Annotated in this window: 12 protein-coding genes; 7 read left to right on the forward strand and 5 right to left on the reverse strand. The window is 61.3% G+C overall.

The window, feature by feature from the left end:
• Window positions 1-170: 170 nt before the first annotated feature.
• Entirely contained in the window at window positions 171-923 is a 753-nt protein-coding gene (locus HMPREF2822_RS02855) for a M23 family metallopeptidase (protein WP_070520676.1), read from the reverse strand.
• A gap of 348 nt (window positions 924-1271) precedes the next feature.
• Between HMPREF2822_RS02855 and HMPREF2822_RS02860 the strand changes: the two genes are divergently transcribed.
• From HMPREF2822_RS02860 to purH, 3 genes are read left to right on the forward strand one after another with little or no spacing between them, the layout of a single operon-like run.
• Entirely contained in the window at window positions 1272-3002 is a 1731-nt protein-coding gene (locus HMPREF2822_RS02860; protein ID WP_070520678.1) for a cell division protein PerM, read from the forward strand.
• Between the two features lie 41 nt (window positions 3003-3043).
• Entirely contained in the window at window positions 3044-3649 is a 606-nt protein-coding gene (gene purN / locus HMPREF2822_RS02865) for a phosphoribosylglycinamide formyltransferase (RefSeq protein WP_070520680.1), read from the forward strand.
• A 39-nt stretch (window positions 3650-3688) separates the two neighbouring features.
• The gene (purH, locus tag HMPREF2822_RS02870; protein ID WP_070520683.1) at window positions 3689-5221 is read left to right on the forward strand and encodes a bifunctional phosphoribosylaminoimidazolecarboxamide formyltransferase/IMP cyclohydrolase; all 1533 of its coding nucleotides are present in this window, start codon (window positions 3689-3691) and stop codon (window positions 5219-5221) included.
• 115 nt (window positions 5222-5336) lie between these two features.
• Here the strand turns inward: purH and HMPREF2822_RS12890 are convergent, their stop codons facing one another.
• Window positions 5337-5780 (reverse strand): hypothetical protein, encoded by a 444-nt coding sequence (locus HMPREF2822_RS12890; RefSeq protein ID WP_232755556.1) that lies wholly within the window; start codon window positions 5778-5780, stop codon window positions 5337-5339.
• A gap of 277 nt (window positions 5781-6057) precedes the next feature.
• On the opposite strand from HMPREF2822_RS12890, the gene HMPREF2822_RS02875 reads away from it, so the two are divergent.
• Window positions 6058-6972: a hypothetical protein gene (locus HMPREF2822_RS02875; RefSeq protein WP_070520686.1), complete on the forward strand. Its 915-nt coding sequence runs from the start codon at window positions 6058-6060 to the stop codon at window positions 6970-6972.
• Window positions 6972-7931 (forward strand): serine hydrolase, encoded by a 960-nt coding sequence (locus HMPREF2822_RS02880; protein ID WP_230310895.1) that lies wholly within the window; start codon window positions 6972-6974, stop codon window positions 7929-7931. The genes HMPREF2822_RS02875 and HMPREF2822_RS02880 overlap by 1 nt, the downstream gene beginning before the upstream one ends.
• A 17-nt stretch (window positions 7932-7948) precedes the next feature.
• Here HMPREF2822_RS02880 and HMPREF2822_RS02885 read toward each other — a convergent pair whose 3' ends face one another.
• The gene (locus HMPREF2822_RS02885) at window positions 7949-8614 is read right to left on the reverse strand and encodes a hypothetical protein (RefSeq protein WP_070520688.1); all 666 of its coding nucleotides are present in this window, start codon (window positions 8612-8614) and stop codon (window positions 7949-7951) included.
• A 144-nt stretch (window positions 8615-8758) separates the two neighbouring features.
• Between HMPREF2822_RS02885 and HMPREF2822_RS02890 the strand changes: the two genes are divergently transcribed.
• Together HMPREF2822_RS02890 and HMPREF2822_RS02895 are read left to right on the forward strand one after the other, a co-directional pair.
• Complete coding sequence (locus HMPREF2822_RS02890; RefSeq protein WP_070520691.1) at window positions 8759-10081, forward strand: serine/threonine protein kinase; 1323 nt, start codon at window positions 8759-8761, stop codon at window positions 10079-10081.
• Between the two features lie 134 nt (window positions 10082-10215).
• On the forward strand, window positions 10216-10896 hold the full coding sequence (locus tag HMPREF2822_RS02895) for a DNA-binding response regulator (RefSeq protein ID WP_118790669.1): 681 nt from the start codon (window positions 10216-10218) through the stop codon (window positions 10894-10896).
• Here the strand turns inward: HMPREF2822_RS02895 and HMPREF2822_RS02900 are convergent.
• The gene (locus tag HMPREF2822_RS02900) at window positions 10893-11609 is read right to left on the reverse strand and encodes a TetR/AcrR family transcriptional regulator (protein ID WP_070520700.1); all 717 of its coding nucleotides are present in this window, start codon (window positions 11607-11609) and stop codon (window positions 10893-10895) included. The genes HMPREF2822_RS02895 and HMPREF2822_RS02900 overlap by 4 nt on opposite strands.
• A gap of 88 nt (window positions 11610-11697) precedes the next feature.
• Window positions 11698-12492 carry a hypothetical protein gene (locus HMPREF2822_RS02905; RefSeq protein ID WP_070520707.1) on the reverse strand — a complete coding sequence of 265 codons (795 nt, stop codon included), beginning with the start codon at window positions 12490-12492 and terminating at the stop codon, window positions 11698-11700.
• Window positions 12493-12494 lie beyond the last annotated feature (2 nt).

Below are 12494 nucleotides of genomic sequence, written 5' to 3' on the forward strand. Positions count from 1 at the left end.
GAGGTTCCGGAACGGAGAGTGGTGTTTACCCCCGCCCGGTGTCCCGCGAGGTGGCGCGCGACCCTACGCGCCTGACCATCGGTGAGTGGGGTGAAATACGCAAAAGACGGCATAGAGCAGATTCGCTCTATGCCGCCTACGTGGTGTTGGAAGGTTTGGTCGCGTGAGTTTTAAGCGACGTCGATGCCGCGCTCTGCGAGCCACGGAACCGGGTCCACGGCACCTTCACCGGTGGGGTGAATTTCGAAGTGCAGGTGGGAGCCAGTAGAGAAGCCGAGAGAACCCATGCCGGCGATCTTCTGGCCAGCGTGGACGCGCTCGCCAACAGCGACGTCAAGGGTCTGCATGTGGCCGTAAACGCTCATGGAGCCGTCATCGTGCTTGATGCGGATCCACTGGCCGTAGCCGGAAGCCGGGCCGGAATCGATGACGGTTCCATCCATAACGGAAAGGATCGGGGTGCCCACGGCATTAGCGATGTCGATGCCGGAGTGGAAGGAGCCCCAGCGGGGGCCGAAGCCCGAGGTGAAGGTACCTTCTGCCGGGCGGGCTACGGAAGGCGCGCGGTTTGCCTCATCGGCGGCGGCGCGGGCATCAGCGGCCTGAATGGCCTTATCCAGCTGCGTGGACAGGTCAGCGACCGGCTTGGTTTCCGCGATGGAGAGGATCTGCGGTGCTGCGTCCTCGACGGCGGCCTGTGCGTCCTTGAGCGGATCGGTGTCTGCCTGCAAGGTGTAATCGATGGACTGCGCCTTGGTCTCGCCGGTGCCGGCGGATTGAATGGTGCCAGCTGCGGCACCGCCAACGCCTGCGGTAGATACGGCACCAGCCGCGATGGTCATAACCGCCAGGCGTCCCTTTGCGGTCTGCGAGGTGGTGATTTTGCGGTGGCGACCTGCGCTTCGCTGAGTCTTGCTTCGCATGAACTCTTCTTCCGTCTTAATTCACTATCGTCCAACCAAAATAATCGTTACGTCTAAATCTGGTTGGTTATCCGATTGTGACCTTCCTGTTACCAACGAGATGTAACAGTAGCGTCTCGACGGATGCAGAGCAACCCGGATTGCAGTTTTTCTTCTGAATATGCCGAAAGATTTCTATGTCATGATACGACAGCTGTTTCCTGTGAATGAAGTGAAGCTATGGTCAGGGAACCGGGCAGTCAGCGCAGAGGACGCAAGTAAAGGAGTCCCGCAGAGTTGTTGATTCGGGGGTGTATCGGATCAATCGGATCGGATATCGACGCGCCACCCCCGGTGGGGGAGGTGCTCGTGGCAAAGTGGACGCCGATGAATAAGAACACGAGCCCCCAGTCCAGGACGTCAGCTCGCCCCCGCGCGCATGTGCGTGGACGCGGCGATGGCGCTGAGCGCTCTGAGCGAGGCTACCGGCGAGACCGCCGGGCTCCTGCTGAGCGCATCAAGGGAATTGAATCGGATAAGGCTCGCGCTCGTCGCGCGCAGGCCCCGACGACGTTGCGCGGGCGAATTCGCCGCATGCTTATCGTCGTCGGCATCCCGCACCTCGTCGTGGTTCTGGGCATACTCGTGGTCGCTATCGCCGCGCTCCTCCTCACTAGCTCCCCCTTCGCGTGGCTGAACACCATCGTGGGGGAGGCGTGGATGGTGTTTAACCTGGCTCCAATCCGCGCTGGCGGGATTGATATCGGTGTCCTACCTGTTCTTCCTGCCGCCTTCTTGGCCTGGCTGGTAGGCCGCCGCGTTCGAGCGGCGGTCAAGGACAAGGTGAGTATTAATGACTTGCTTGTCCTGAGCTGCTGCGTGCTGGCAGTGCCGGTGGTTCTGACCATTATTGCGTGGTTGATGCTCTGGGATGCCGGAAAGGTTTACGACGTCTCTCCGCCGGAGTTGTATCGCGTTGTGCCCCGCATGCTCCTTCTGCATGCCGCTGCTCTCATTGGAGGCATGGGCCCGCGCTTGTGGAAGGCCTTGGCTAAGCGCAGCGGAGTTCCCCGCGTATTCGTCGACGCCGCCCAAATCGGCCTGAGCTACCTTGGCTACCTTGGCGCCGCAGGGCTGGTTCTCGTTGTGATTATGTGGGGGTGTGGCTGGTCGCGCCAGGCTGAGATGCTCGCTAGCTATCCGGTTCTCACAGCGATGGGGACCGTGGGGCTTTTCCTGCTAAGTATTCTGTACCTCCCGAATGCCGCAGTTGCTGCGGGGGCGGTGCTGAGCGGCTCGGAACTGCACATTGGTGAAGGTACTAGCGTGAGTCTGTTCAGCGGCCACGTAGTTCCACTTCCGCCGCTGCCGTTGGCCGCAGCCGTTCCTCCTTCCATCAGCTCGTGGTTCGCGGTTCTCTTGGTTGTTCCAGTACTCGCTGCGGTGGCGGCGTTTTATCGTCGCCGAGCGCTGGTGTCTTTCCACGTAGCGCTTGTTGCAACCATCACTGTTGCCGTGTCCTCTCTCGTGGCGTACTACGCCGTGTCCGGCGCGCTAGGCGTGTACGGCTACACCGGGCCGGAGCTGTGGACAGCGGTGGGGCTGAGCTCCCTGTGGTGCCTCGTCGTGGGGTGTGCCTTTGCGACGTCTCAGGCGGTGTCCGCATCGCGTGCTCGCCGCGCTACCGCCCCGGCTGCTGAGGCAGAAGCCCCCGCGGCTGCCGAGGAGACGACGACAGACTCCACCGACACTGCTCAGCCGGAGCAGGATTCTGCAGTGCTTGGCGACGCCACCGCTGCCGAAGCGGAAGAAGCAGAGACTGACGCGGAGGAATCCAACCCCGACGAAGAAAGCGAAGCCGAGGCCGACGCTGAGGACGAAATAGAGGACGAGCAAGAGGGCCAGACTAAGGAGCAAGCTGAGGCGCCAGCTGAGGAACAGGTCGAAAGCCAGACTGAAACCGACGTAGTTGACGCAGAAGTCGTGGACGTAGAAAGTGCCGAAACCGAGGCTGAAACCGATGAGACCGCTGAAGCCACGGGGAAGCTCGACACAGACGCAGAGGAACACCAAGAAGCTGAAGGCCCCACAAAAGAGTAAAAATTCCGCGGTTCACGGCGGTAGCGGCTAGGCTGTAGCGCGTGACTACACCGCATCAGCCCGCTGCTATTGCCCACCTCAACGTTGTTGTTCTGGTTTCCGGAACTGGCTCGCTATTGCAGGCCATCGTCGATGGCCAGGATGAGCATTACAGCGTCGTGAAAGTCATCGCGGACGTGCCTTGCCGGGGCATTGAGCGCGCGAGGGCGGCGGGAATTGCCACCGAAGTCGTAGAGATGGGCGCTGACCGTGCCGAATGGAACCAACGTCTGGTTGCCGCAGTGGATGCTGCGCAGCCAGACGTTGTTGTTTCTGCAGGCTTTATGAAGATCTTGGGCAAAGATTTCCTGGATCGCTTTGAAGGTCGCACCATTAATACCCATCCAGCGCTTTTGCCTGCCTTCAAAGGCGCGCATGGCGTACGCGATGCGCTGGCTTATGGTGCCAAGGTCACAGGCTCGACCGTCCATTTCGTTGATGCCGGCGTCGATACCGGCTCCATCATTGCCCAGGAACCCGTCCGGATTCTGGCAGAGGATGATGAGGCCAGCTTGCACGAGCGCATCAAAGTGGTCGAAAGAGAACTTATCGTTAGCGTTCTCCGCGCGGCGCGCGTGGAGGGCGAAGCACTCAGCATTCAGCTCTAATTAATTCATTACCGCAAGGAAGGCTTAAGTCCCCGTACCATGAGCGAAGATCGTAAGAACATCAAGCGCGCGCTGATTAGCGTTTATGACAAGACCGGTCTAGAAGACCTCGCCCGGTCCCTCGATAACGCTGGCGTGGAGATTGTTTCCACCGGTTCCACCGCGAAAAAGATCGCAGACTTGGGCATTGACGTCACGCCCGTCGAGAAGCTCACCGGCTTTCCAGAGTGCCTTGAGGGCCGTGTGAAGACGCTGCACCCCCGCGTGCATGCGGGAATCCTGGCGGATACCCGCAAGGACGATCACCTCAAGCAGCTTGAGGAGCTGGAGGTAGAGCCCTTCCAACTCGTCGTGGTGAACCTGTATCCCTTCCGTGAGACGGTGGCCTCCGGAGCCGACTTTGATGGCTGTGTCGAGCAGATCGATATCGGCGGCCCGTCCATGGTGCGCGCGGCCGCCAAGAACCACCCCTCCGTTGCTGTGGTTGTAGACCCTGCGCGCTATGGCGAGGTCGCAGACGCCGTGGTCAACGGTGGCTTCACGCTGGAACAGCGCCGCGGCCTAGCCCGCGATGCCTTCCTGCATACCGCTGATTACGACGCCGCGGTGTCTGCGTGGTTCGTCGATCAGCTCAGCGAGGGCGAGGAGACCACCCCGCTGCGCTACGGCGAGAACTCGCACCAGTCCGCGACCGTGACCCGCATCGGTGCCAAGGGACTGGCCAATGCGACGCAGTTCAACGGCAAGGAAATGAGCTACAACAACTACCAGGATGCTGACGCCGCGTGGCGCGCCGCCTGGGATCATGAGCGCCCGTGCGTGGCAATCATCAAGCATGCCAACCCGTGTGGCATCGCGGTGTCTGACGAGTCCATCGCGGCTGCTCACCGCGCGGCCCATGCCTGCGACCCGATGTCCGCATTCGGCGGCGTCATCGCTGTGAACCGCGAGGTCACCGTGGAGATGGCGGAGCAGGTCAAGGAGATCTTCACCGAGGTCATCGTGGCCCCGTCCTACGAGGAGGGCGCCATCGAGGTTCTTAAGGCCAAGAAGAACCTCCGTGTGCTGCAAGCTGAGTACGAGGCTCCGCAGGTGGAGCGCAAGTACATTTCCGGCGGTGTGCTCACCCAAGAGCCGGATACCTACCAGGCGGAGGGCGATAACCCGGCCAACTGGACGCTGGCTGCGGGCGAGGCCCTGAACGAATCCGATCTAGCGCAGCTCGAGTTTGCTTGGCGCGCCGTGCGTGCGGTGAAGTCCAACGCCATCCTGTTGGCTAAGGATAATGCCACCGTGGGCGTGGGCATGGGCCAGGTCAATCGCGTCGACTCCGCCAAGCTCGCGGTTGAGCGCGCCAACACGCTGGCCGACGGCACCAACCGCACCGAAGGTTCCTTCGCTGCATCGGACGCCTTCTTCCCGTTTGCGGATGGTCTCGAGGTTCTCCTCGATGCCGGTGTCAAGGCCGTGGTTCAGCCGGGTGGTTCCATTCGCGATGAAGAAGTCATCGAGGCCGCTAAGAAGGCTGGCGTGACCATGTACCTCACCGGAACCCGCCACTTCTTCCACTAGAGCCTGAACCAAAGCGTTCCAGCAAACTTCAACTGCCCTAGCTGACGAATCTAGCCGCGTAATTCGACGCGGAAGCGCAAGATTTGGCGGCTAGGGCAGTTATGATCTCAGTTTCTTAAGCGCCCGTGATGGTCATAGGCGTGGTCGCAAGCGCGGCCGTCGAGGTTGGCTCGGAGCTTGTACCAGTCTGCTCCGTATTGGATGATTCGCGGCCCCAGATAAACCACGCGCCGACGCCAAGGACGACAGCCAGGATGAGGAGCAAAGCAATCAGCGCCGCGATGGCGCCGCTGAAGCGCCCTGTGCCTTTCGGCGGGGTAGGAGCGGCATAAGAGTTGGGCTGGGGTGGATTTGGGGGTGTTGGCGCGCCACCACTGAACGGCTGCGGGGCGGGGCTAGCGGGGTGCCCACCGAACGGGGGAGTGCTTCCGAATCCGCCGCTCGGACCATTTGTGCCGCCGGGATGGCCCGGGCGGCCAAACCCGGGAGCAGGTGAACCGAAGCCGGAGGAACCGGAGTCGCGTGGAGGGGTGCCCGAAGGACCAGTAGGAAATGACATGGCGGGAGATCAGCAACCTTTCCGTGCACAGGAAGTTAGAGCATCGAGATACCTCTAACAATCTAAACCCTTAAGCACCGTCCGTGGGGACTTCAATGGAAGCTCGTGGGAATACTCCCCAGTGGGGCAGGAAGCGCTGGCAGCACAGCAGAGCACACACTGTGCAAAGCGCGAGTAAAGACGTAAACGCTGCGCAGAGAATTGTGACTGTGCAAAGATAGGACAGATAGAAAACGCCTATTGGCAATTGCAAACGTCACGATCTACGGAGGCTTCGGTGACTGATTCAGATCGCAATCATGGATTCGGCGCGCATCCCCAGCAGGGAAACGGCAGCCAGCCACAGCCTTCTCATCAAGAAACCCACCCGGAAACCGCGGATTTTGAAGCCCCGCCAACACAACAGCGCCCAGTACAGCCCCAGCAATACCCCCAAAACATGGGAAATAATCCGGGCTACTCGCAATCGGGTGAGCACAACTACTCAAATCCTTTTGCTCCCTCCGGATCCCAGGGCCAGTATCCTCAGCAGCAGCAATTCCCCACGCAACAGTTCCCGCCCCAGGCGGCGCCGCAGGACGGATTTGGCCAGTACGATCAGCAGCCGGCTGCCTATGCGAATTCCTATGCACAGGACGATGCCGGAAACCATGGTTCCTCTAATTCCGGAAAGCTTGTGCTCATCGGCGTGCTGATCTTGGCAGTAATCCTCGTTATTGCCGCGTTGGCCTACCTCATTTTCTTTAAACACGCTGACTCAGGATCCCAGGCTGAATCGCCCCAGGCGCCAGCCCAACTCACCGAGCAGAATGAGGGTCCACAAGACAGCACTTCAGCTGCGGAGGAACCTGAGAAGACCTCAGAGCAGTCCACGACGACCTCCAAGGCGCAGAAGCGCCCCGAGCACCCTGACCTGCCCGCGGGCGCTATCCCGGCGAACGACGCCGCGCGTAACAACGAGCCCGGCGGCAACTTCAACAGTGTCTATCGCGGCACTGAGGTGACGACGGAGCCGTTCGCCAACTCCGTGCGCGATGAATACGTCAAACACTACGTCGATACCCACGAGTTTGACGCCACGATTAGGGCTTTTAGCCCGAAGACCAAGCTGTTCTACACCATGGATTGTTCCGATAACGGCGAGTATGTGACCTGCACTGGCGGCAATAATGCGGTTGTATACATCCTCTAATGTGTAAGCGAGTATCGATGAAATTCGGAACACGACCAAGCCGCACGCATGAACACCCGCGACGCCGGCCGGCGGCACTGGCAGCGCTGGTGGGGATCGCGGTGGCGTCGCTCAGCGCCTGCACCATTGGGGACGTCTCTCAGCCGGAACCAAGTGCTCCAGCAAGCAGCCCGCAGCCTTCCCTTCCTGATTCTGGATCCGGCTCGTCCGCAAGTCCTGCCCCTGATTCCATCCTCGACAAGGAACCATCCGTGATTAAGGCCACCGACCTTCAGGAAGCCGTCGACGCCATCGCCGCCGACAACCCAGGAACCGGAATCGCGGTGGCTGGGTCACAGACCGTCGCGGCTGCCGGCATCACCGACCCGCGGCCCGCATGGTCCACGGCGAAAGTCCCCCTGGCCATCGCCGCCGAACGCGCCGGGGTAGCGGATCCGGACGCTGTGTCTCGAGCAATTACTTTTTCCGATAACGCTGCGGCAGATTCTCTCTGGGAAGCCCTCGGCGGGGGAGCGCAGGCGGCACAGGCTACCCAGGAAATCATCGGAACCGCCACCGTTCCCGCCACGCCACCGCGCCCCGGGTTTAGCGCCTTCGGCCAAACTCAGTGGCCGGTGTCCGAGCAAGCAAAATTCGTCGCCGCGCTGGGATGCCAGGAAGGCGCAGATCCCATCCTCGCGGCCATGGGTGACGTTGATCCGGCACAGCAGTATGGCCTTCGCACCCTCGACGGGGCGGTGGTGAAGGGCGGCTGGGGGCCTGCCGAGGACGGTTCCTATGAGGCCCGTCAGATGGGGCTTATCACGCTAGGTGGACACACGGTGGCGGTGGCAATTTTTGCCGCAGCACCATCCGGTGATTACGGCGAAGCCCAGCAGATGCTCACCCGACTAGCCAGGCAATTAGAAACCGCTCAGGTGGAGTGGCCGGACGCGGGATGCCAGCAGGGAGCTGTCTAAAAGCCCTAGTGCGGTTCCTAGTGAGGCCAGTAGTCCTCGAATTTTCCGGCCTCCCCGTCGATGTCATAGTCCGTACCCCGGATGTTGAGCACGGAGCCGGTGTCATCCCCGCTGGTGGGATCGAGGATTGTGGCGCTAAAGGAGCTTCCCTCACCGCGCGCCGGACCAAAGGCAGCACCGCTGGACCAGACTCCGCGGTAGAAAAGGGAGTCCTGCTTTTCGCAGACCACAATGTGCGAATCGGGATCCGAGCCATGGGCAGCGAAAACCATGCTCTCGCCTTGCTGGCAGCGTGCCTCTGGGTAGTCGGACCATCCGGCCGCGGTGAGTCCTTCGGGGACATCGGCAGCATCAGGATTGAGAGAAGTCTTCGGCGCCTGCTCATTTGCAGTTTCCTCGTCGTCAGCTGTTCCTTCTTCTGCGGCCGTCTCCTCCGGCGCAGCCCGGCCTACGCGGGTGGGTTCCTGCTCCGTTGCGCTGCCGGCTTCGGGGCTTGCCTGGCTGGTGGAACGGACATCATTCCAAATCACGATTCCGGCAATCAGCAGTGCGATAAGGATCGCAATGGCGCAGATGATCGGAACGAGGTTGCGTTGCTCTGACTGGGGCCGTTGAGTCTGGCCCGACGCCGGCGTAGGGGGCTTATGCGCGTAATGGTTAGTGCCAAATCCTGGGGTGCTCATAGGGTCCTTGGAAAACAGTAGAGAACTACAGGTAGCATATCTGGCTCCGCACAACCAGACGGAACTGCGGGGTAGCACCCTCCATTTGGGGGCGATGGGACATGGCAACCTCAAGCCTTGCTATGCATATGGTGCAATGGGGCGGTGACTAATTCCTACTTCGTGCAATGGCTTACCCAGCAAAAGCGGTATACCACCGTGTACCTGCTGGGCGAGGGCGGCATGGGGCAGGTTTTTCATGCAACCGATCCGGACCTGTCCCGTGAGCTCGCGGTTAAAGTGCTGCTGGATGATGTTCGGGATGAGGCCTCTCGAGCCCGTTTCCACAACGAAATGAAGGCTCTCACCAGGATCGGTAGCCACCCGGGGGTGGTTCAGTTCTATTCCAAGGAGTCGACGCCGCGCGGGGATGACGTGATGGTCATGGCGTTCATTGACGGTGGAACCTTGGCGCAGGCGATCCGGGAACGAGCCAACAAGGGGAGGGGATTTACGGTCGCCGAGGTGGCGTACTACCTCAAACCGATTGCCGCGGCGCTGGACTATATGCACCACGAGCTGCACCCCGGGTGGGTGCATCGGGACATCAAGCCCGCCAATATCTTGCTGCGCAAAAACCCGGGCAGCCTGCCGCCGGCTGTGCTGAGTGACTTCGGGATCAGTATCGAAGAAGGCCAGTCGCGCCTGACCAAGGTCGGTCACATCGTGGGTACCGAAAAGTATTTGGCCCCAGAGAATAACGGCCATGCTTATGGTGATGATGACATGTCGGCGCGCGCGGACGATTACTCGCTGGCGCTTATCGCTTTCGAGATGCTCACGCTTCACCACCTCAAGGACACGATGCCGCGCAGCGAGTGGGAAGGACAGCGCCGTATCCCGGATCTGTCCAGCGATGCCTTCGCCGTATTCCTTGCAGAAGACACTGCTCGCGTTGCCTCGGAGCTACAGACCGTGCTGAACAAGGCGCTCAACAGCGTGCCCATGCAGCGCTATGCGCGGGCCCAGGATTTCATCGCCGCGCTTGACGACGTCTCCCGTTCCCGCCCCTCCCAGCCCGCTTCCGGCCCTACTTCCTCTGCCCTGCGTAGCGCCCCAGCACCGCAGCCTTCGTCGCAACCAGAGCAGCCGCGGAATGCACGAAGCACTGCGCGGACGGGACAGTTTGGCCAACAAGGGCAATCACCCCAGCGTTGGCCGGAGCCCTCCGCCTCCTTTGGGTCCATGGATCGGGCAAGGCCAACTGGCTTCGTCGCTCCCTCTAACCCGATCGCGTCTTCGGGAACCGTGTCACCCTCCACACCAGTTACCCCGGCGATGCCAGGGTCTACGGTGCAGCGACGGTCTACTCCTCAACGGGCAACCCGCAAGCCGGCCGCGAAGGATAATTCGAATGCCCTCATCATCACGGTCACCGTCGTGGTCATCATCCTTATTTTCTTAGTGACGTGGGCTATCGTGGCCTAGCGCCAGCTGAGGTGGGGTGTGGCTTAGCACGCCGAAACAAAGTGAATGCCGCTACACTGAAGAGCACTGTTTGAAGGCGCCTCGCCGACATACCCGGCGAAGAGCGCGAGTTGTCCAGCCCTACGGAGGTGTCCATGAGCCAGCAACAACCACGCACGCCGCAGAACGCACCGCGGGGGCCCAGGCTGCGCATCGATGACCTGATCGGCGGCGTGAAGGTTATTTCCCCGGGGGAGGAAGTCATCGTCGGCCGCGCCGGTGACTTCCGGGTGGGTGAGGAGGACCTCAGCCTGCACCGCCAGCTCTTCCAGCTGTGGTATGGCGGCCAGGGGTGGATGATCTGCAACGTGGGCAGTCACATCCCGCTGCGCATAGAGCTGCGCGGGGTCAAAGGATTTTCGCGCATTGATCTCGGCCCCCGCTCGGTCGCGGCGGTACCCCCAGGGCCATCGAGGGTTACCTTTGAGACGCCAGAATGCCCCTATGAGCTGTATATCGACGTAGAAAACAGCAACTATTCGCGCCGTACCAAGCGCGAGCAGGACGTTGATGAAGAGCGCACACGCACCCGTCACGTGCCCAATGATGAGCAAGAAGAGCTGCTGCGCCAGCTAGCCAGCTACCTCAAGAAACCGGGTTCTACCGACGCCGATATCCCCTCGGTGCGCGACATTGCTGAGGCGCTGGGGTGGACCGAAAAGAAGACGAACCACAAGATGGATCGCCTCGTCGATAACCTCCGCGCTGACGGCGAAAAGGCCTACAAGCCTTATAAGACCTTCTTGGCGCACTACGCCATTCGACACGGCCGCTAGCGGGCCGACCTCTTGCGGTCCGCGGCGGCCGCGGCGGCGGAAGAAATAGAGTCGTTGCGGTTCTTGAGCAGCTCCAGGGTGGTCGCCTCAGCATCGTCGGGAGGGGTGGCGCCGAGGACTGCTAGGGCGGCGTCGGCAAGCATGGCGGACTGCTCCGGCACGCGCTGCGAGGCATCAAACGGTGCGTTGCCATCATTGGGGCGCATTTCAATGACGGAGAGCGCGATGTGGAAGGGGAGCTCGATGCGCGGATCGTCCGCGCCCACAATTCCTGCGGCGGCAGTACGGAAGTGATCCTTGAGGCGGTCGCGCTGCTCGTGATATTCACCGAACTCGGGGGAATTAGCCACCGGCAGCTGATAAAGGCGGCCGACGTTCCACGCCGAGGTCAAAAGCAGGCGAGATTCGGCTGCTACCAGTGACCACAGGCGCTGCGCCGGCGCGGCATCGGAGGCCGCAAGCTCATCCGCGAGCTCCAGCGAGGGCTCGATGGTGGAATTCAGCAGGGTGAGGAAGATATCGGTCTTCGAAGGAAAGTGATAGTACAGCGAAGCCTGACGGATGCCGACGGCATCAGCAATTTGGTGCGTGGAAGTTGTAGCAAAACCCTGGGTGGTAAAAAGCTCGGATGAGGCATCCAGGATTTCTTCGCGCGCGGTGTTACCCCGGCGGCGTGGGCTATTCTTCCGTGGCCTGCCAACGCTACCTGCCATGAGGCGGACTCCCTTCGATAATGTTCAAGTAATAACTGACGGCAAATCAGTAATCGTACACTCCGCCGCAAACGGCGATTGCTAAAGCTCAGCTTTCACTACTGCCAACCACATTACCGTGCCGAATCATGATGGATTCAAAGGCAGCGGAGACTGTGCGGCACGCCGATCCATAGGCGGTGCGGTCCAGTGGAGGCAGATCCCCGAGCACGACACTGTGCTGGACGACGCCTTCGTACCACCGCCCCAACTCCAGCGCGATGCCCGTGCCCCAAGCGAGACTCAGGCCCTCCGCCTCCGCGGTGGTGAGCAGCTCACGCTCCACGCCGATGGCAAGACGGTCTTGGGTGGGGCGGGGCGCTGGTGCTGCCCAACGCGCGATGGCAGAAATGGGCGCCAGCAAAGAAAAACGAATTGACACATCGGCTAAACGATCGGGAAGCCCATCCACGAGCTTGAGCGGTGCTGGGCGCTGTGACACGGCCTCGGCGTAGAGCTCCTCCTCGCCGCCAGACCCCAGTGGGAGGCCAGCATCGGCACGGGTTGATGCACAATCCTGTACCGCGCCGCAGGTCAAACCGGCCTCGGTGATGACCTTCTCTAGCTGCTCGTCAGTGCCTAACCACGTGATGGGTAGTGAGGGGAGGAGGTCGCCGCGGGCAGCGGCGCCGGTGAGGCGAACCGGGCTGGCGAGACCTGGAGAACGGACGATGTCCGTGACCACGCGAGAAAACCACGCAGCGAGTTCCACACCGTCTCCCCGGTGGGCGGTAGCGTTGCGCACCAAATCCTGCGCTTCTTCCAACAAGCCGCGTGCATGGGCGGGGGACTGGCAGTGGGTAGCGAGTTCGCTGAGGTCTGTGAGTGATGAGTGCAGTGGCATAA

Origin of the sequence: Corynebacterium sp. HMSC062E11 (genome assembly GCF_001811845.1) — a bacterium.
Lineage (GTDB): Bacteria > Actinomycetota > Actinomycetes > Mycobacteriales > Mycobacteriaceae > Corynebacterium > Corynebacterium hesseae.